Below are 19273 nucleotides of genomic sequence, written 5' to 3'. Positions count from 1 at the left end.
ATTCATTTCATCGCAAGCACTACCATCATATGAGCTGATAAAAAAGAGTATCCCCGTCCGCATGAACTTTGGTGGATACTCTTTTGGCACGTTTTGTTTAACGAACGGCTCTTTAACCTCAGCGTTATCAGCTCAAACACGTTCCAGGTTATAATGCTTTTCTAATGCTTCTTTAAAAGTATCAACAGGATACTGGTATTGAACCGTTTTAAACACAATCCGGTTGTTGCACTGGTTTTTTTCCAACTCGCACCCATGCTCCATATCCAATTCCTTCATGACAAAAATAAGCTCTTCCAAGGTTCTCATCACACTATGGCTGTTTGTCGTCGTAGCCAGCATATGCTCGCCTTCCTGTATGTATGCCTCTACGATCTGCTCATCAAAGCCTTCGCTGATCATGAATTCCTTCAAGGCTTGAATAAAAAGAGTCGGCAGATTTTTGTACTGCGATTTTTTAATGCCAAACAGCGTAATGCTCAAGCGGGTTGCATCATGCATAAACACAATATTTTTTCTCCGATTCAGTAAAAACAAGCTGGCATGCCAACTATTTAAAGGCGGATAAATATCAACGTGAAGTGGCTCGGTATCCCATTCCTTCAGCAGTTTTTGTGTTCCCCGTATAACAAACATCGTTGCTCTCCTTTATTGACGGTCCTGTGCCGCAGCTCATGATTCGACATGCCTGATCTTTTGCATAAAGCATGTCCCGGATATCATAACACCTTATTCCTAAGATTGGATTGTAAACTCTTTCAGTATAATATAGGGGAATTTCAACTGCTAGTAATTTGATTACATGTTGTGGTTAAAGATTGGTCAAAATCCGGGTGATCACGGAAATTTTCAAAATACATAGTTACTCAATTCCCCTGTTACAAAGCAAAAACCGGACAGTGGAACATCGCTAGGATGTACACTGTCCGATTTAATTTTTCATTATGTAAGCTGATTGTACTTTTTCCTGCACCATTAGTTCCAGCAAAAATCGTCATTCTAGATGTGGAACTATTCATGGAATTCATACTCTTTACGAATTCCCAAAGTATCGAAGACGATTTCATACTTCTGTCCATTAGCATCTTCGCGTACACGCTTGCCATTTTTAATATAGTAAATAGAAGCTCCTGCTTCCTTTGCTTGCTTACGGGCAAATTCATTTGCTTGTTTTAATATACGCTGAAGTTCTTCTCTATTCGTATGCATATTCTTTCCTCCAAACAAGTCGGCAGTAATCTTATTTTAGCATAAACCTCCTTCGGAAATTTGCCTACACATATTCATTGGATATTTTTTATGGAAATCCCCTCCACTGCTCTATATAATTCAGGTACAGTTCGTCATACGAGCTTAATCCAAAAATTAGGGGTGTTCCACACCTATGTCACAGAATATTTTACTTATTGAAGACGATCCATCCATTGCTGAAATGCTACACAAAGCACTTATCAAAGAAGGCTACAAGCTAACCACCGCTTCTGACGGTGAAGAAGGGCTGCTTGCCTTTGTTCGTTACACCTACGATCTGGTTCTGGTGGATTTGATGATGCCGAAGGTGGATGGTATGGAAGTCATCCGGCGAATCCGCACCAGTAGTGCTGTGCCGATTCTGATTATGTCAGCCAAGGACAGCGACGTGGATAAAGCACTTGGACTGGGATTTGGAGCGGACGATTATGTCGCCAAGCCCTTTTCGATGCTGGAAATGACCGCACGTATTCAATCTGCCATCCGCAGATCCACTACATATGCTCGGCAGCAACAGCAGGAGGGACAACCGAAAGCACCAGTTTTGACCTATGGCAAGCTGCATATTGATTTGGATCATTTTACAGTCATTCGCAATGAAAATGAAATTCAGCTAACCGCCAAAGAATCCGATATTCTCAAGCTGTTTGTAACCAATCCGAACCGCGTATTTACGAAAGCTCAATTATACGGATTTATCTGGAAAGAGGATTATATGGGCGACGAGAACGTGATTAACGTCCATATTCGCCGCCTGCGTGAGAAAATCGAAGAAGATCCCTCTCACCCCGTCCATATAAAGACGCTTTGGGGGATCGGCTACAAATGGGAGAACGGCTGATATGAACATCGAGAACATTTCGGAATGGATTGTCGTCATCATCCTGACCGTCGTTATTTTATGGCTTTGGCGGGAGCGTGTGGCCTACAAGCGCAGTATTAAGGATGTCCGAACCCTACTGGAGCGGATTGTAACGGTGAACCATGCGGAGAAGCTGCTGTATGTCACAGGTGATGCTGAGCTGCAACGGCTCATGACAGAAATCAACCGTCTGCTGGACCTGAATCTCAGGGTGTCGGTAGATTACAACCGAAGCCAAATCGCCATGCGCAAAATGATTTCAAACATTTCGCACGATCTTAAGACCCCGCTTACGGTAGTGCTCGGATATGCCGAGATGCTGGATGGTGATCCGAATATTTTGCCGGAAGAACGTGTAAAGCTGTTATCCAAAATTCATCAAAAAACAAACGAAGCGATTGAGCTGATCGGCAGCTTTTTTAGCTTGGCGAAGCTGGAGGCCAATGATACGGACATTCCACTGACACGGCTGGAGGTTGGAGAACTGTGCAGGCGCAGCATTTTGGAGTTTTATGATCTGCTGACCACACAGGGGTTTGCCGTGCATCTTGATATCCCGGAGCATCCCGTTCATGCCTTGGGGAACGAAGGAGCATTTGGGCGGGTGCTCAACAATCTAATTTCTAATGCGATTCGCTACGGAGCAGACGGCCGAACGCTGGGACTGACTCTATTGGAACAGCAGGACACCGTGCGTATAGAAGTATGGGATCGTGGGAAAGGCATACAGGAACCGGAGCAGGACAAGGTTTTTGAGCGTATGTACACATTGGAGGACTCACGCAATAAGGCGGTACAAGGCAGCGGACTGGGCCTTACGATTGCCAAACGCCTGGTCGAGACGATGAACGGAGAGATTCAATTGACCAGCAAGCCTTATGAGCAGACGGTATTCTCTTTTACCTTGAAGAAAATCAACTATTAACTATTCATTGAACTTAATAAATTTGTAAGAATCACGAAAGAAAAATGAATATTTCACCCTTTATTCTTGAATCATCAACAGTACACGAAGGGAGAACACCCATGACTTACATATTACGTACACATCAGCTGACCAAAGCCCTGAAGGGCAATGAAATTGTAGCAGGGGTCAGTATGAATGTCCGAAAGGGGGAAACCTACGGCTTTCTCGGTCCCAATGGAGCGGGCAAAACGACGATGATGAAAATGATTACCAATCTGCTCAAGCCGACATCAGGTGAGATTGAATTGTTCGGTGAAAAATTAACGCCAAAATCGTACCATCTACTCGGACGGATGGGTTCGATTATTGAATACCCGATTTTTTATGACAGGCTGACAGCCCAGCAAAATCTGGAGCTGCACTGTGAATACATGGGCTATTATAACAAGCAGGCTGTTCAGGATGCACTGGAGCTAGTGAACTTGCGCAACGCGGGTGACAAGCCGGTAAAGGATTTTTCCCTGGGGATGAAGCAGCGTCTTGGGATCGCCCGAGCCATTGCTACCAAGCCGGAGCTGCTGATATTGGATGAACCGATTAATGGTCTGGACCCGGTGGGAATCAAGGAAATTCGCCAGTTATTCCACATGCTGTGCAAGGAATACGGGATGACCCTGCTCGTGTCCAGTCATATTTTAGCGGAAATTGAGCAGATTGCAGATACAGTGGGCGTCATTAATCACGGGCGGCTGGTTGAGGAAGTGTCGATGGAACAGGTGCGGGAAACCAATACCGAGTACATCGAATTTTCAACCAACGATTGCAAAAAAGCAGTCTACGTCCTTTCCCATCATCTGAATCTGAGTAACATTCGGGTGCTGAACGAGCAAAGTGTACGTATTTACGATACAAGTGTACCGCAAAAGCAAATTACGAAAACCCTTATTATCAATGATGTTGAGGTCGATTCCATTCATCAGAAAAACAGTACGCTGGAAGACTACTTTTTGCGTCTGCTAAATGGAGGTGAACTCCATGCTTAAATTGATGCAGCTGGAGCTGAAAAAATTTCATCTGGCGGGATATATCCGTTCAGCCCTGATCGCCAATGCCTGTATTCTTGGGCTGATCTGCCTCATTGCGCTGGACAGCCAAAGTGAAGGAGTGCCCGAATTTACACGGTACACTCAGCTTCTGGATCTCATAGACAACTTTGTCAGAGCCACCTTTATCATATTTGCCTCTGTTTTGCTGTGTCGCTTTATTGTAGGTGAATTCAAGTCCAAGTCGATTACCATCTTGTTCATGTACCCCATTCACCGCAAAAAGCTGATGATTGCCAAACTCTTGGTCGTGCTGCTGTTTACGTTCCTGTCCATAATTATATCGGAAATTGTCATTACGGCTGCCATTCATCTGCTGAACCAGTTTGTTGTTATTGTACCGGATCAGCTTACTCTTGCTGTATTGGGCCAGCAGTCTGTGCGGACGCTGATGAATGCCGTTGCCACCAGCTTTATGGGATTGGTTCCACTGTATATGGGAATGCGAAAATATTCTGTACCCACAACCATTGTGACCTCGATCCTGATTGTAGCATTGCTTTTCTCTAATAATAACGGCTCTACGCTTAGCTCCATTGCCCTCGTACAAATTGGCTTTTCTGTGCTGGGAATGCTTGTCGCTTATGCAGCGATCCGCCGCATTGAGTATAAGGATATTGCCTCGTAAAATAAGTACACACATTTTTCACTGGACTTCATTCTAAAACGGGTATATCCTATAGGAGAAATTAAAAAAACGGAATAAGGATCTTCGGGGTAGGGTGTGATTCCCAACCGGCGGTATGGCTCATGGAGCTAAGCCCGCGACTCTGTATCTGGCAACAGGATACGGACTGATTTGGTGAGATGCCAAAGCCGACGGTAAAGTCCGGATGGAAGAAGATCGAAGCATAAACATGCCGTGAAGTAATGAGTGCTGCGAGATTAGTTGGGCGGCAGCCTTCATTTAACTTCTGTAAAGCGGCAAGTTTATTTGATCAACCCCCGTCTTGCATGGCTTTCGTCATGGACGGGGTTTTTTGTGCCACCGGTCCTGTATTCGCAAGGAGCTAATTGAATATGAGTCAATCATCAACTGTACTAACTTCCAAGAGCTTTGATCGCAGCTCTCACATGAAAAGCGGTTTTTGGCTAGTCGCGATTGGAGCAGCCTTGTGGGGTGCTGACCCACTGTTTCGTATTATTTTGTTAAAATCATTCACCTCAGCCCAAATTGTACTGATGGAGCACGTGCTGCTTTTTATTGCTTTGGCACCGATCCTGTGGAAGCACCGCGAGGAGCTTAAGACAGTAAGGCTTCGTCAGGTTTTTGCTATTTTGTTCGTCTCGTGGGGCGGATCAGCTCTGGCCAGCGTGATTTTCACCATGGCACTCAGCAACGGTGATTTGAATGCCGTTCTGTTACTCCAAAAGCTGCAACCGTTGGTCGCAATTATTTTGGCACGTATTATTTTGAAGGAAATGCTGCCGCGTAATTTTGGATTTTTAATTGTTATCGCTTTGTTGGGGACGTATCTTCTTACCTTCGGCTGGTCGCTCCCCTTTGGGCATGCCCATGATTTTGTCCAGGTCGGCAGTCTGCTGGCACTGGGAGCAGCGGTACTATGGGGCGGCTCCACTGTTATGGGAAGCTATTTGCTTCGCTCGATGAAATATGAGACGGTAACCTCCCTGCGCTTCATGGTGGCGCTCCCTATGCTGATTGTCCTCACCTCTGTGGAACATGCGCCATGGAATATGCCTGCTGGTACATGGGCGGGCGCAGCCGTGATTATCAATCTGTTATTGCAGGCGCTGCTGCCGGGTCTTCTCAGCCTGCTGCTGTATTACAAGGGATTGAGCACGACCAAAGCATCTTATGCCACCATGGCGGAATTGAGCTTTCCCATGGTCGGTGTCGTAATTAACTGGATCGCATTCCAGCAAATTGTTACCATAGCACAACTGACTGGTTTTATGCTTATCTGGATTACGCTGTTTATGATTTCACGTCAGCAAAAAAACTAACAGGTTCATCATATCCATTTCATCACTAACTTAAGCCAAATCGCGATGATGCTTTTGCGTCTCCGATTTGGTTTTTTATGTATAAGTATTAATACATAATATGATACTTTTGAACTATTTTTAAATAAAAACAGCTAAAACATGCAACTATTCCTCGTTTGCCATAGATTACATCTATAAAATCAACTGCTTTTTGTCGAATAAAACAATGTAGTGATCATCAGACACAGAGGAGAACAACTATGACTAAAGCAAAACAAACAATTCCGTGGTGGGCCAGATTTCTCAGACAGTTTTATTTAATGAGAACAAGATTGATTGTAGCTTTTTTGGCTGTCTTATTGATTCCAAGTGCACTTATTGGATACTTTTCTTATCAAGGTGCTACAACGCAACTCAGTCAGCAAATGGGCAGTTCTGTGTCCACGAATCTGTATCTGATTCGAAGCAATGTCAATCAGTATGTATCGCCTATTATGAAGGATGTGGACGTGCTGGCCACTGAAATCAAATCTGATTCCATTGCTGCCGACGAAGATGCCCTTCAGAAAAAATTGAATGTCATCGTCAAGGCTCATCCCGAGTTGGATGCTGCGCTCCTCGGCAATGCGAAAGGACAATACATTCGTACGCCGAAAAAAAAGGAGGCCGATTATGATCCAAGGGAGAGAAAATGGTACAAAAATGCGATGCAGGAAAAGGACAAAGTATCCGTCAGTGTTCCAGCTGTCAGCGTCACGACAGGAAATTTAGTGGTTAATTTATCAAAAACGCTGGAGGACGGTCAAGGAGCTATTGCCCTCTCTTTGAGTCTGGACAAAATGAGTCAAAACCTCCAGTCCGTTAAGATTGGCGAACGCGGGGGACTCTTTATTGTTGATTCTAATCATAAAATTGTGTCTGGAGCTGGAGCAGCCTTTAACAATTCAGGAAAAAAACCGGCAGACACCATTAAGGGACTTCCCGAAGTGGAGAAAAACGCTGAAAATGATACTCCTTCCATATCACAAATTCAATTTATGAATAGAGACGTGCTGGCCTTTACACTCAGGGACTCTGTCACCGGGTGGAACATAATCGCACTGTCGGATCTGGAGGATTACAGTGATGCTGCTCAACCGATTTTGAAACAAAGCCTCATCGTTATCGCCATATCCGTACTGGTTGCTGCTATCATTATTTTCCTGATGATTCGTTCATTCCTGATTCCGCTGCGCAAGCTGCAAGCAGGGACACGTATCGTCCGTGATGGAAATCTGACTGAACGTGTTAATCTGTCCAGTAAGGATGAATTCGGCGAGCTGGCCCAGAATTTTGACCAGATGACACATGCCTTGCATACGATGGTCTCCGAGGTTAATCAAACGTCCTCCCGACTTGCTTCCTCTTCCCTGATGATCAAGGAAAGCACGGAGCAAACGACCGAATCGGTACAGCATGTCGCGGAAACCGTCATGGAATCCGCCGAAAATGCAGCCACCAGCGCCGAGGCTTCTGAGCAAACCGCCAATGCCGTTGAAGAAATGGCCAGAGGTGTCGGCACCATTGCGGAATCGGCAAGCTCCATCGTGGATTCCGCAGGACAAACCGAGCATGATGTTGCTCAAGGCAGCAAAATGATCAGCAATGTGCGGACACAGATGGACCGTATTCTGGAAGCTGTAAGTCAAACGGCTAGCCTGATGGATGAGCTGTCACAGCTCTCCGACGATGCGAAGCAGATGAATAGCGCTATTGCTGCCATTGCCAAGCAAACGAACTTGTTGTCTCTGAATGCATCCATTGAGGCTTCCAGAGCAGGCGAAGCCGGGCGTGGATTTGCCGTGGTCGCAGTAGAAGTACGCAAGCTGTCGGAGCAATCCAAGGAAAGCGCCGATTCCATCAGTCAGATTATTACGCAGATGCTGGATCTGATTCAACGCTCTACCGCTACAATGAACGGCAATGTTCGTAACCAGGTGGGCGAAGGATTGCGCATCAGCAAGGATGCAGAAGGTGCTTTCGCAAATATTGAGCGCTCCACCTCTCATATCGTGGAACAAATTCAAAGCGTATCCGCTGCCGCTGAAGAAATCTCGGCCAGCACGGAAGAAGTTTCGGCTACCGTGACCCATCTGGCAAGTCTGTCCCGCAGTTCGGCGGACAGTTCACAGACTACATCCGCTGCTGCTCAGGAGCAGATGGCGGCCATGGAGGAAATCGCTTCTTCGTCCCAGGAGCTGTCCAGGATGGCACAGGATTTGCAAGAACTCGTGAAGCGATTTAAAATTTAACTTCCACATTAAAAACAAGCCTTCGTCCGTATACGAGGGATTGAACCCTGTCTCACTAACAAGGTCAGTCCCTCATTACAAGCGAGGGCTTTTTTTATTAAACGGGTTAAATGAAGTTGTTACTTGCTTATATATCCATCTGCCCCGTTAACTGACGCCGTTTATCCCCTTCCGGGTCATACTCCACAGTGATATTCTCATGAAAAAGGGTCGTAGCGCGTTTTTCCCTGTCATACGCCGGCCATTCCCTTTCTGGTAGCACAGGCCTTCCAGTACATGCAAAAGTCACCCATGCCTGCTGCATATCCTGAGCCAACGTCCGCATCGACGGTTGAATATCTAATGCGAGCTTGCCCAGTAGCTCCAGATTATCGAAAACAAACGCAATTTCCGCGCCATGAACTGCCTTGCTAAAGGTTGGATGCTCCTGAAATGTCCAGTCAAAACGATACATCCATACCGGCGCGTATGCTGACTGTGCAGCCGCGAGAGCTAAGGCAGGACGCCAAAAAATCAGATCGGTCAGCATTTGCGCCTGACCCTCAATCGTAACAGGAAAAGGTTCTGTCACCTCGGCGATATCCGGCATACCCGTCATCATTTCCAATGCGAAACACGCTGTCTTTTTGTCCATAAGATGGGATTCTTTACGGATGAAATAGTCACCCTCATGCAAGTTTGTTCCGATCAGAACACTTACCTGCTTCGCTGCTCCTTGTGCAATCGCAGTCAGAGGCTCGTTAGGCAAAGTCACACCGTCCACCACGGGCTGGTAAATCATCGCCATACCCGGTCCGATCACTTCATGCGTCTTCGCCATCGCAAGCATCAGGGCATCCGTCGGCAGTGTAAACAACCGTTCTGGATGTTGAGTGTCCACACCCAATTGCTGCAGATACACAGCTGCTATTTGCTCTGCCTGCGGAGTAGGCAGCACCTGCGAAGCACCGCTCTGCAAGATCGCGCGCTGGAACAAACCTTCAGCAGTCGGCATCGCCAATAAAGTGGCAATACTCATCGCACCCGACGATTCACCGAACACCGTTACCTCATCCGGGTTACCGCCAAAGGCGGCGATGTGGTCCCTGATCCATTCCAGCGCAGCAATTTGATCCAGCAGCCCCGCATTAGAGGTCAGACCATCTCCACGTGGAGTCAGATGCAAAAATCCTAACGGCCCCAGCCGATAATTGATCGTAACGACGACAATATCACCCTTTTGAGCCATTCGCGCCCCATCATATAAAGGAATAATTCCAGACCCGGTGACGAAGGCTCCCCCGTGAATCCACACCATCACCGGACGTCCCTCCACAGGAGCCTCTGAAGCTGGTGTCCACACGTTCAGGTACAAACAATCCTCCGACTGCGCAGGCGGTTCTGCCAGATTCCCGGTCATACTGTCTGCTGATGGCATAGGTTGCGGACAGATCGGCCCAAACCTCGTCGCAGCCCGCACACCCTCCCAAGGCTTCAAAGGCTGAGGTGCGTGAAAACGCAGTTCTCCAACAGGAGGCTGGGCATATGGGATACCTTTCCATGAATGATATCCGTCCCCCGACTCCCCACGCAACTGACCTAGACGGGTATGTACTGTAATATTCTCCATCATCAACCCTCCTTTATCTCGTATGTTCAACACAAACGGACAATATCAATCCTTACATATTCTCTATTATACCTTGTGCAGAGGGACAAACCAAAAATCGAGTGAAGCCAATCCATCCATTTTAAAGTGAAACACAAAAAAACCGGAAGCGCTTTTGGCGCTCCGGCATGTTGCAGACAGGATAGGACAAAGGCAATTAATCTTGTACTTCTTCCTTCGGAATCAGCTTGTAAATTTCTTCACTCTCCAAAGAGTCAATTAATCGGTCTAACCACTTATAATAAGCTACGGCCTGCTTCATTTTCAGACGGTCTTGCTGGAGAATCGCCTTAAATTCCTCATATTCTCCACCCTGCTCTATCAACCTGTTCAGCTCATCAATGGCTTTACGCAGCACCAGCAAATTCGTTTCCACCGCTTTTCTCCATTTAATAGCGAAGAAGTCAGTGAATGTTTGATGCCAATCATATTCGACTTCATACAAGTCCTTGCGCGAGCCTTTGCTCCACACCTTGTTCACCATTTTCAAATCCAATAGCGTCCGTACACCCGTACTCATGCTCGTTTTACTCATTTCCATTTCACGGCCCATCTCATCCAGCGTCATCGGTTTATCCGCAAAAAAAAGCAAACCGTACAAATGCCCCGCAGACAGAGTGATCCCATACAAGTCCATGTTTTTACCTATAGCTTCTATGACACGTTTGCGAATTTTTTGCAGCGAAGCCTGCTGCTCATCACCTAACTGGTACAAGCTCATGCTTGCAACCTCCTAATTTTAGAGCATTTTGCACAACTTAATATGAACGAATCACCCGTGGTCGTTCAAAATCATAATTCGCAAAATTGCTAATGATAGTTAATTTTCAAAATTATGGATATTTATAATTCTTTTTCTTATGGTTATATTTCATTGTCTATTTTAAAAAAAGCACTATCGGTTGTAAAGTTCCGAATGTTTGAGCATTCTAAAGAACGAAGGAGCATTTCGGAGTAAATTTTGTACAGTTTTTTCTGTACGTACTTTACAAACAGTTTTTTCGTTTGAAAAATAAACGAAGCTTCTGTTACAATTAATTTTGTCATTAACCGTTCAGGATGCTCGGAATTATGATTTTTTATACCCAATCCATCATGCAACACGGGGTTAATACCAAGCAAAGTATAGAAAGAAGAGGTGTATGTATGACGATTTTGGAAGTCAAAAATGTCAGCAAACTCTTTGGTCCTCACGCAGAGCAAGGTGTTCCGCTCCTGGAGCAAGGCTGGGGTAAGGAAAGGCTGGCCAAAGAGAAACAAATTACTGTTGGTGTCAATAGAGCCAATATGGAGATTAAGCAGGGCGAAATATTTGTGATTATGGGTCTATCAGGCAGTGGCAAGTCCACCTTGGTGCGAATGCTAAATCGCTTGATTGAGCCTACCGCAGGTGAAATACTTGTCCACGGCAAGGATCTCCGTAAGATGAACAAAGAACAACTCCGCGAGGTTCGCCGTAAAACCATCAGCATGGTTTTTCAAAAATTCGCACTGTTTCCACATCGGACTGTATTGGAAAATGTAGAATACGGCCTTGAAATTCAAAAGGTAGAAAAAGTGTCGCGCCAGGAAAAGGCACAGCAAGCGCTGGAGCTGGTGGGTCTTAAAAATTGGGGCGATAAAATGCCGGATGAGCTGAGTGGCGGTATGCAGCAGCGTGTCGGTCTGGCACGGGCACTGGCTAACGACCCTGAAGTGCTCCTGATGGACGAAGCGTTCAGCGCATTGGACCCTCTCATTCGCCGCGACATGCAGGATGAGCTGCTGGAGCTTCAAGATAAAATGAAGAAAACAATTGTTTTTATCACCCATGATCTGGATGAAGCGCTTCGGATCGGTGACCGGATTGCATTGATGCGGGACGGGGCGGTTGTACAAATCGGTACACCGGAAGAAATCATGATCCAACCGGCTAACTCATATGTAGCGCGCTTCGTCGAGGATGTGGATCTGTCCAAGGTATTGACGGCCGCCCATGTCATGCTTCGTCCAGAAACAATTACCATGGATCGTGGTCCACGTGTTGCTCTGGAATTGATGCGGGAACGCGGGATTTCCAACCTGTTCGTCATTGACCGTGCCAAAAAGCTCCTGGGTGTTATTAACGCCGAGGATGCTGTTCATGCACTGCGCAACAATTTGAAGATTGAAGATATTTTGATGACAGACGGGCCGCAGGTTGCTGCCGATACCGTCATTAACGATTTGTTTGAAATTACTAGCTCGTCCAAGGTTCCACTGGCTGTCGTCGATGATAAGCAAAAGCTGCTGGGCGTTATCGTCCGTGGAGCTTTACTGGGCGCACTTAGTGGAGATGTATCCACTACAAAGGAGGTGAATGCTCATGATACCGAAACTGCCAATCGCTGAGTGGATTCAATCCATTGTAGACTGGATGGGTATTCATCTGGCAGGATTATTTAATGTTATTTCTTCCGTTATTGAAGCGGTAGTAGGCTTTTTCTCAGGCCTGTTCATGCTTCCACACCCGCTGGTGTTTATCGTAATCATCGGGATTATCGCCTTTATGATCGGTCGGGTTCAGCTTACGCTGTTTACCGTCATCGGCTTCCTGCTGATTGACAATCTGGGCTATTGGAGCGAAACGATGAACACGCTCGGACTGGTCATCACGTCTGCGCTCATATCCATTATTGTCGGGATTCCCATCGGAATCTGGTGTGCATACAGTAAATCGGCGTCACGCATAATCACGCCTTTGCTTGATTTTATGCAGACAATGCCCGCATTCGTGTACTTGCTCCCTGCGGTTACCTTTTTTAGCCTTGGTGTTGTACCGGGCGTAATCGCCTCGGTCATCTTTGCCATCCCGCCGACCATTCGCATGACGAATTTGGGGATTATGCAGGTGTCGGGTGAGCTGATTGAAGCCTCTGACGCATTCGGTTCAACATCAGCGCAAAAGCTGTTCAAAGTGCAGCTTCCACTGGCATTGCCTACTCTGATGGCTGGTATTAATCAGACGATTATGCTGTCACTGTCCATGGTGGTTATTGCTTCCATGATCGGTGCGGAAGGCATCGGTGCGGTTGTGTACCGTGCTGTGACACAGCTGCAAATCGGTAAAGGTTTTGAAGCCGGCCTGGCTGTCGTTGTTCTGGCTATTGTGCTTGACCGTTTCACGCAAAACCTGATCAAGCCAGCGAAAAGAAGCAAAAGCCGTGTATCCGGCAAACAAAAAGTGTGGATTGCCTCTGCGGTTACAGCCGTCATTCTGATCGCCGGCGCATCACAATATTTTGTTGGAGCCGATCATTCCGCATCTGGGAAAGGTAACGCCGCCGTCAATCCGGTTGGCGAAGAGGTCGATTACAAGATTATCGGTATTGACGCCGGGGCAGGCATTATGAAATCAACTGCCAAAGCGATTAAGGACTACAATTTATCCGATTGGAAGCTGGTAGAAGGCTCCGGTGCAGCCATGACGGCAACTCTGGACAAAGCTATTAAAGCGAAAAAACCGATCATTGTTACAGGCTGGACTCCTCACTGGATGTTCAACAAATATGATCTCAAATATTTGGAAGACCCTAAAAAGTCTTATGGTGAAGCCGAGGGTATTCATACGATTGCACGTAAAGGACTGCAGAAGGATGCCCCTGTCGCTTACGAATTCCTGAAACGCTTCAAATGGACTCCGGAAGATATGGGTGAAATGATGGTTGCCATTCAAGCCGGAACCAGTCCTGAGCAAGCTGCCAAAGATTGGGCAGAGAAGCATGCCGATAAGGTGCAGGAATGGACTCAAGGACTGCAACCTGTCAATGGAAGCCCTTTTAAGCTGAGTTATGTGGCTTGGGATTCCGAAATCGCGAGTACGAATTTGCTAAAATATATTTTGGAAAATAAACTGGGTTACAAAGTAACCGCATTGCAAGTTGAAGCCGGCCCGATGTGGACGGGAGTTGCCAGCGGTGATGTCGATGCTTCGCCAGCAGCATGGCTGCCGTTGACACATGCGGACTACTGGGCTAAATACAAGGATAAGCTTGACGATCTGGGTGCTAATATGACCGGTGTTAAAACCGGATTGGTCGTTCCAGCTTATATGAATGTTAAATCGATTGCTGATTTGCAGGACAACGGAGTTGCTTCGGCTCCAGCTTCTGCCACCGCTGGGGGCTTTGGCAAGGAGGTCGGCTACCGCATTGTCGGTACCGATCCCGGCGCTGGCTTGATGAAGCTGACTGCCAAAGCCATGAACGACTACGGCCTGTTGGACTGGAAGCTTAATACACTTATATATTTATAACCAAAAGGCAGATCAGGAGTAACATCTGATCCGCCTTTTTATATTTGGAATATTAAGAGTTAGTTTCAGCCTTTAAGCGTGAAACCTTCTTGAGCGGGAACATCAGCATGCTGCCCCGCCGTCTGATGCTGTCTAAAAAACAGCGGATAGATAGCGAAGGACACCAGAAGACTCACACAGCCAATGACGCCCAAAGCAATCGTATCCTTAAAGACGTATGTGATATCCAGTCCTTTGAGCGTAATATTTCGTACAGCATCCAGATAATACGTCAGCGGTAATATTTCGGCAATCCCCCGCAAGAAGCCAGGCATTGCTTCCAGCGGCCACGTATAGCCTGATAACATAAAGGAAGGAACAGCAATCAGCATCAGAGTTTGAGTGGCATCCACTCTTGTCTTGGAAAAAAGACTGAATAGAAATCCTAAACCACACAATGCAAAGTTAAAGGCCAGCGACACCAAAATCAGCGGAAGAACCTGTCCCCTGAATGGAATATCAAAGCATAGCGCGCTGATACTGAATACAGTCAGCACATTGAAGGCTCCCGCCGCATAATACGGTGCCAGCTTGGCAATAGCCAAGCGCCAGGGAGTATTTTTCCATGCGCCAAATCTCCCCCACGTTCCTGTCTCCTTATCACGTGTGCAGGATAAAGCAATACCAAGCAGCAAGCACTGCTGGAGTGCCGCCGAAATAACCCCTAAGGGCATGAAAAGCTTATAATCATAGACCGGGTTAAATAGTACTCTGGATCGGAACGGGATCGTACTCAGCGTTGAGGCAGCCTGATCGGCGTTCATTCCCTTTTGCTTCATAGAATTGATAGATACTCCGGCACTTACGCTACTGATGACCTGATTCGCGATCCGACTGGCACTATTGGAATACATCATATTGCTGCCGTCAATCAGAGTTAGCACCGGCGGGTTCTCCCCATGCTTAAGCCGAGTGGTGAAATTGTCGGGAATGACGATCCCGACCTTCGCTTCCCCGGTCTCCACCTGATGGACAACATCCTCCTGATTGGTCGCTTGCCGTGTAACGGCAAATGAATCTGTCGCGTCGAATGCCTGAATGATTTGGCGACTGAGCTGTGAGTTATCTCCGTCATATACCGTGACAGGCATCTCGGTAATCCGCTGATGTGAATACAGGAAGCCGAACAGTATCGTATACACAATCGGCGTAATCAGCAGAATTGCCATAAAGCGGCGATCCCGGAAGATGCTCAGCCACTCCTCGCGAAATACATCTCGGATACGAAGTCTTTCCTGTTGATCCTGCATACTATTGCGCCCCTTTGCCTGTAAACAGAACCGTAGAGCCTGTTGGAACCGAGGCAGCAAGATCCGGCAATGCTACCTTAACGCCAAAGGAACGGACATCCTTATCACCGGAGCTTTGGCTCGGCTTTTGAATGGCGAAGTCGGCAGCCGATTCCAACAGAATCACTTTACCCTTCAGCTCCTTGCCACCCGACAGCAGTTTAATTTGAACGGTATCCCCTGCTTGCAGACCATTCAGAGATGTTTCCGGTACATAGAACTTAGCCCAACGCTGTGTCGAAGTTTCAATCGTATAGACCGGGAACCCTGCACTAGCCATTTCCCCCAAGCTAAGTGATTTGGATTTCACGATTCCATCCTCGGACGCACGCAGTGTGGTGTAGCTCAAGTAGGTTTGTGCTTCCTGGAGCGCGGCTTCCGCTTGTGCTACCTGTGCATTGGCACCTGCAACCGCAGATTGTGCCTGTTCCACCGTGGATTGCGCCGCCTTCACAGCAGATTGCGCTTGCTCTACCGAAGCCTGTGCAGCTTTGACATCTTCCTGCTGCAAAACGACTTTGCCTGCTCCTGCCTGTGCTTCCTTCACTGCAGCCAATGCCTGACGGTACTGCGCTTCAGCCGCCGTAATTTCCTCCTTGCGGCTTCCCTCACGTACCATATTCAGCTGTTGAGATGCCGAATTGTACTTGGCTTCAGCCTGTTGATGGTCCAGTGTCGCTTGATCCAATGACGCCTGTGTTGCCGCTCCGGCTTCTTGGAGCTTTTTGGCACGCTCCAGATTTTTAACGGTCAAATCCAGCGTTTCCTTGGCTGCCTTCACAGCTACTTGGGCTTGCTCAAGTTCCTGCGGTCTTGCACCGCTCTTGAGGGCATCCAGCTTGGCTTTAGCCGCAGCCGCAGCCGCTTGTGCCTGTTCAATCTGGCTGGAGGAAGCCTGTGCAGTTACACCGACTGCTGTTGATCCCTGGCTTTTCTTGGCCTGAGCTGCACTCACAGTAGCCTGTGCCTGGCCTACTCCTGCTTGAGCCTGCAGTACACTGGCTTTCGCTTTGGACACATTACTCTTGGCTGCCAGCAGTGCAGCCTGTGCCTGCTTCACTTTATCTTCCAGCTCACGACTTTCCAGTTTGGCTAATACCTGCCCCTTTTTCACCTGATCGCCCTCTTTTACAAACATCTGGTCAATGCGTCCTGCCATCTTAAAGCTGGCATTAAGGGTATCCGATTCTACGTAAGCGGTGGGAATAGAAGAGGATTGATCCGCAGATAAGCTGCTGCCTCCCCGTGGGAAAGCCGTCAAGGCATAGATCCCTACAGCGATTAAAATAATAAGTACGGCGTAAATCGTATATTTTTTAGCTTTCATGTTCCATCACTCCATCTGTCTATTAATGATGAATGCCTAGTGCATTACATACAAATAATTCAGTACTTTCACGAACTTCCTGCAAATTCATCGTTTCGCCCCATACCATCGAACGCATCGGAATAAAAATGTAAATACCGAACAGGCAATTTGCCGTCGTTTTTGCATCCAGCTTGCTCGAAATTTTCCCGTAGAACTTACCGGAATCGATCTCTGCCTCCATAAAATCAAAATAGTCAGCCAGCACCTGCCTGATATTAAAATGCTGCTCTTGCGAAACCCATCCTTTGCTGACCAGCAGACGGCAAAAGTCCGGCTCTCTCCCAATAAACTCAATATGTACCTGGATCAGCTTGCGAATCCTTAGTTCTACCTGATCCTTGGGAGTTTGAGCCATCGCTTCATGGATATCCCGGACAAAACGTTCCATCCCCATCTTCAAGATGTAGATGTACAATTCTTGCTTATTTTTAAAATTATAGTACAGGGTTCCTTTGGCAATGCCACATACCTTGGCGATCTCCTCCATATTCGTTTCATTAAAACCTCGTTCGGAAAAAGCCTTGAGTGCGCCGTTAAAAATAATTTCCTTTGTCTGCTGTTTCATGCTTCCTCCTTCTTTGAACTGACCGTCCAGTACAAAAATTATGTATTTATTATAAACCCACTTTTAGTTATCCAGCAATAGGAAAAATGCAAATCATTCATTTTAGACAATTCGTCTAAACGGTCGTTCTAAAAAGAAAACAACGTAAAAAACGGATTGAATCAGTGAGAGGGTCACTCATTCAATCCGTTATTTTATAAAAGCGGCCGATAAAGGGGACGTATTACAGTTTACCCGTCGCTTTTAAGGGAAGGCCGATTATTTTTTGACCGTTTGATTGTATTGTGCAATTTTGCCTGTAATCTCCTGCGCCGCCTGATCCAATGCCTGTTTTGGCTGTTGCTGGCCGCTCAGAACGGCCTCGATTGCACCTTCAACAATTTGACGCGCTTCCGGGAATACACCCATCACAGCACCTTGTGTAGCGGTAGATTGCGCCGATGCATGCAGTTGGTCAACCGCCGTCTGGAATTGCGGGTATTTGACCATATTGTCTTTGAGCACCTGCTCATTATAAGCCGCTTTGGTGATCGGGAAGTATCCGGTATTCACACTCCATTGTGCCTGTACGGCCGGAGAAGTGACGAATTTAATGAATTCCCAAGCTGCCTTTTGCTGGGCTTCAGGCTTGTTGTTCATAATGTACAAGCTCGCACCACCTACAACGACGCCACCTTCTTTAGCTTCAGTTGCTCTGGGCAAGAATCCCGTACCTACTTCGAATTTATCGCCAACCTGCTCCACAATATTACGCAGTGAAGCAGTGGAATCCAGAGTCATCGCAATTTGTCCTGCGGAAAAGGCTTTGGCAGTATCATCCGAGTTACGTCCCAGATTGGATACAACCTTTTCATCCATCATTTTCTTCCACCACGTCAGGGTTTTCACACCTGCATCCGAATTCAGCAGTGATTCCGTTGCAGCCTGATTGCGTCCGTTGCCATTATTCACATAATCCGCATTCTGATTGGCAAACAATTGCTCCATAAACCAGCCATAGATGGCGATGGATGCACCGGATTTACCATCCTTGCTCAAGGCTTTGGCAGCCTTTTCGAATTCATCATAGGTTTTTGGAGGATTGGCCGGGTCAAGTCCCGCCGCTTTGAACGCATCCTTGTTGTAGTACAAAATCGGGTTTGACGTGTTGAACGGCATGGCGTTCAATTTACCATCAATCGTATAGTATCGCGTAATATTCGGCTCAAGCTGAGACAGATCGAACTTGTCTGCATCAATAAATTGTTGTACAGGCGTGATCATTTTGGAGTCGATCATGAATTTGCTGCCGATTTCATATACCTGAATGATGTCCGGGCCGCTGTTGGAACCAAGCGACGCTTTCAGCTTGTTCAGGCTGTCATCATATTTGCCCTGGTATACGGGCTCCACCTGAATGTCCTTGTGGCTGGCGTTAAAGTCAGCCGCGATCTGTTTGATCGCTTTTTCACCGTTACCGGACATCGAATGCCACCAGGTCAGCTTGACTGGAGAACCCGCTGCAGCCCCTGCATTACTGTCATTCCCCGGCTTTTCTGCCGCCGTATTGTTGCTACAACCTGCTGCAACCACCATTGCAGTCAGAATAAGCAGGGTCAAGGCACTTTTCAGACGAACAAATCTCATCATCTCTCTTCTCTCCCTTGGATTAAATCATTCTCGAATACGGCAATCTTTTACGAGACTATTTTGTGATCAAGCTTTGTATATAGGCTGCTTGCGCAGG

16 protein-coding genes and 1 riboswitch are annotated in these 19273 nt (G+C 47.0%); of the genes, 8 read left to right on the top strand and 8 right to left on the bottom strand.

Annotation, left to right across the window (positions count from 1 at the left end; translation table 11 throughout):
• Positions 1-132 precede the first annotated feature (132 nt).
• Both BAZ21_RS07970 and BAZ21_RS07965 read right to left on the bottom strand, forming a co-directional pair.
• Complete coding sequence (locus tag BAZ21_RS07970; RefSeq protein WP_068498775.1) at positions 133-636, bottom strand: DUF6933 domain-containing protein; 504 nt, start codon at positions 634-636, stop codon at positions 133-135.
• Between the two features lie 375 nt (positions 637-1011).
• Complete coding sequence (locus tag BAZ21_RS07965) at positions 1012-1209, bottom strand: hypothetical protein (protein WP_007429315.1); 198 nt, start codon at positions 1207-1209, stop codon at positions 1012-1014.
• Positions 1210-1384: 175 nt separating this feature from the next.
• On the opposite strand from BAZ21_RS07965, the gene BAZ21_RS07960 reads away from it, so the two are divergent.
• The 6 genes from BAZ21_RS07960 (at position 1385) to BAZ21_RS07935 (ending at position 8364) form a co-directional block, all read left to right on the top strand.
• Positions 1385-2092 carry a response regulator transcription factor gene (locus BAZ21_RS07960; protein WP_068498772.1) on the top strand — a complete coding sequence of 236 codons (708 nt, stop codon included), beginning with the start codon at positions 1385-1387 and terminating at the stop codon, positions 2090-2092.
• Between the two features lies 1 nt (position 2093).
• Complete coding sequence (locus BAZ21_RS07955) at positions 2094-3038, top strand: sensor histidine kinase (RefSeq protein ID WP_068498771.1); 945 nt, start codon at positions 2094-2096, stop codon at positions 3036-3038.
• A 101-nt stretch (positions 3039-3139) separates the two neighbouring features.
• Positions 3140-4063, top strand: a complete 924-nt coding sequence (locus BAZ21_RS07950) for an ABC transporter ATP-binding protein (protein ID WP_068498769.1) — start codon at positions 3140-3142, stop codon at positions 4061-4063.
• Complete coding sequence (locus tag BAZ21_RS07945) at positions 4056-4751, top strand: ABC transporter permease (protein WP_068498767.1); 696 nt, start codon at positions 4056-4058, stop codon at positions 4749-4751. Before BAZ21_RS07950 ends, BAZ21_RS07945 begins: the two co-directional genes overlap by 8 nt.
• Before the next feature lie 76 nt (positions 4752-4827).
• Positions 4828-4972, top strand: a riboswitch (FMN riboswitch).
• Between the two features lie 171 nt (positions 4973-5143).
• Positions 5144-6091 carry a DMT family transporter gene (locus BAZ21_RS07940; RefSeq protein ID WP_068498764.1) on the top strand — a complete coding sequence of 316 codons (948 nt, stop codon included), beginning with the start codon at positions 5144-5146 and terminating at the stop codon, positions 6089-6091.
• A gap of 242 nt (positions 6092-6333) precedes the next feature.
• Positions 6334-8364 carry a methyl-accepting chemotaxis protein gene (locus BAZ21_RS07935; protein WP_068498763.1) on the top strand — a complete coding sequence of 677 codons (2031 nt, stop codon included), beginning with the start codon at positions 6334-6336 and terminating at the stop codon, positions 8362-8364.
• 127 nt (positions 8365-8491) lie between these two features.
• Here BAZ21_RS07935 and BAZ21_RS07930 read toward each other — a convergent pair whose 3' ends face one another.
• Together BAZ21_RS07930 and BAZ21_RS07925 are read right to left on the bottom strand one after the other, a co-directional pair.
• Positions 8492-9973 (bottom strand): carboxylesterase/lipase family protein, encoded by a 1482-nt coding sequence (locus tag BAZ21_RS07930; protein WP_068498761.1) that lies wholly within the window; start codon positions 9971-9973, stop codon positions 8492-8494.
• 196 nt (positions 9974-10169) lie between these two features.
• On the bottom strand, positions 10170-10733 hold the full coding sequence (locus BAZ21_RS07925) for a GbsR/MarR family transcriptional regulator (RefSeq protein WP_068498759.1): 564 nt from the start codon (positions 10731-10733) through the stop codon (positions 10170-10172).
• A gap of 425 nt (positions 10734-11158) precedes the next feature.
• On the opposite strand from BAZ21_RS07925, the gene BAZ21_RS07920 reads away from it, so the two are divergent.
• Both BAZ21_RS07920 and BAZ21_RS07915 read left to right on the top strand, forming a co-directional pair.
• A complete protein-coding gene (locus BAZ21_RS07920; RefSeq protein ID WP_068499036.1) occupies positions 11159-12382 on the top strand; it encodes a quaternary amine ABC transporter ATP-binding protein in 1224 nt (407 codons plus the stop codon).
• The gene (locus tag BAZ21_RS07915) at positions 12357-14285 is read left to right on the top strand and encodes a glycine betaine ABC transporter substrate-binding protein (RefSeq protein WP_084011542.1); all 1929 of its coding nucleotides are present in this window, start codon (positions 12357-12359) and stop codon (positions 14283-14285) included. Before BAZ21_RS07920 ends, BAZ21_RS07915 begins: the two co-directional genes overlap by 26 nt.
• A gap of 65 nt (positions 14286-14350) precedes the next feature.
• Here BAZ21_RS07915 and BAZ21_RS07910 read toward each other — a convergent pair whose 3' ends face one another.
• From BAZ21_RS07910 to BAZ21_RS07895, 4 genes are all read right to left on the bottom strand, one after another.
• Positions 14351-15574: an ABC transporter permease gene (locus tag BAZ21_RS07910; RefSeq protein WP_068498757.1), complete on the bottom strand. Its 1224-nt coding sequence runs from the start codon at positions 15572-15574 to the stop codon at positions 14351-14353.
• Between the two features lies 1 nt (position 15575).
• Complete coding sequence (locus BAZ21_RS07905; RefSeq protein WP_068498754.1) at positions 15576-16940, bottom strand: HlyD family secretion protein; 1365 nt, start codon at positions 16938-16940, stop codon at positions 15576-15578.
• 22 nt (positions 16941-16962) lie between these two features.
• Positions 16963-17547 (bottom strand): TetR/AcrR family transcriptional regulator, encoded by a 585-nt coding sequence (locus BAZ21_RS07900; protein WP_068498753.1) that lies wholly within the window; start codon positions 17545-17547, stop codon positions 16963-16965.
• Positions 17548-17805: 258 nt separating this feature from the next.
• Positions 17806-19173 carry an ABC transporter substrate-binding protein gene (locus tag BAZ21_RS07895; protein ID WP_068499034.1) on the bottom strand — a complete coding sequence of 456 codons (1368 nt, stop codon included), beginning with the start codon at positions 19171-19173 and terminating at the stop codon, positions 17806-17808.
• Positions 19174-19273 lie beyond the last annotated feature (100 nt).

It is taken from the genome of Paenibacillus kribbensis, from assembly GCF_001705305.1.
GTDB classification, from domain to species: Bacteria; Bacillota; Bacilli; order Paenibacillales; family Paenibacillaceae; genus Paenibacillus; species Paenibacillus kribbensis_B.
This window is presented reverse-complemented; position numbering and strand designations above follow the sequence as displayed.

Excerpts from the sequence above, each read along its gene's own strand:
- BAZ21_RS07915 (WP_084011542.1), top strand. The coding sequence starts at position 12,357 with ATGATACCGAAACTGCCAATCGCTGAGTGGATTCAATCCATTGTAGAC.
- BAZ21_RS07910 (WP_068498757.1), bottom strand. The coding sequence starts at position 15,574 with ATGCAGGATCAACAGGAAAGACTTCGTATCCGAGATGTATTTCGCGAG.
- BAZ21_RS07930 (WP_068498761.1), bottom strand. The coding sequence starts at position 9,973 with ATGGAGAATATTACAGTACATACCCGTCTAGGTCAGTTGCGTGGGGAG.
- BAZ21_RS07895 (WP_068499034.1), bottom strand. The coding sequence starts at position 19,173 with ATGAGATTTGTTCGTCTGAAAAGTGCCTTGACCCTGCTTATTCTGACT.
- BAZ21_RS07925 (WP_068498759.1), bottom strand. The coding sequence starts at position 10,733 with ATGAGCTTGTACCAGTTAGGTGATGAGCAGCAGGCTTCGCTGCAAAAA.
- BAZ21_RS07935 (WP_068498763.1), top strand. The coding sequence starts at position 6,334 with ATGACTAAAGCAAAACAAACAATTCCGTGGTGGGCCAGATTTCTCAGA.
- BAZ21_RS07940 (WP_068498764.1), top strand. The coding sequence starts at position 5,144 with ATGAGTCAATCATCAACTGTACTAACTTCCAAGAGCTTTGATCGCAGC.
- BAZ21_RS07900 (WP_068498753.1), bottom strand. The coding sequence starts at position 17,547 with ATGAAACAGCAGACAAAGGAAATTATTTTTAACGGCGCACTCAAGGCT.
- BAZ21_RS07950 (WP_068498769.1), top strand. The coding sequence starts at position 3,140 with ATGACTTACATATTACGTACACATCAGCTGACCAAAGCCCTGAAGGGC.
- BAZ21_RS07920 (WP_068499036.1), top strand. The coding sequence starts at position 11,159 with ATGACGATTTTGGAAGTCAAAAATGTCAGCAAACTCTTTGGTCCTCAC.
- BAZ21_RS07970 (WP_068498775.1), bottom strand. The coding sequence starts at position 636 with ATGTTTGTTATACGGGGAACACAAAAACTGCTGAAGGAATGGGATACC.
- BAZ21_RS07905 (WP_068498754.1), bottom strand. The coding sequence starts at position 16,940 with ATGAAAGCTAAAAAATATACGATTTACGCCGTACTTATTATTTTAATC.
- BAZ21_RS07955 (WP_068498771.1), top strand. The coding sequence starts at position 2,094 with ATGAACATCGAGAACATTTCGGAATGGATTGTCGTCATCATCCTGACC.
- BAZ21_RS07960 (WP_068498772.1), top strand. The coding sequence starts at position 1,385 with ATGTCACAGAATATTTTACTTATTGAAGACGATCCATCCATTGCTGAA.
- BAZ21_RS07965 (WP_007429315.1), bottom strand. The coding sequence starts at position 1,209 with ATGCATACGAATAGAGAAGAACTTCAGCGTATATTAAAACAAGCAAAT.
- BAZ21_RS07945 (WP_068498767.1), top strand. The coding sequence starts at position 4,056 with ATGCTTAAATTGATGCAGCTGGAGCTGAAAAAATTTCATCTGGCGGGA.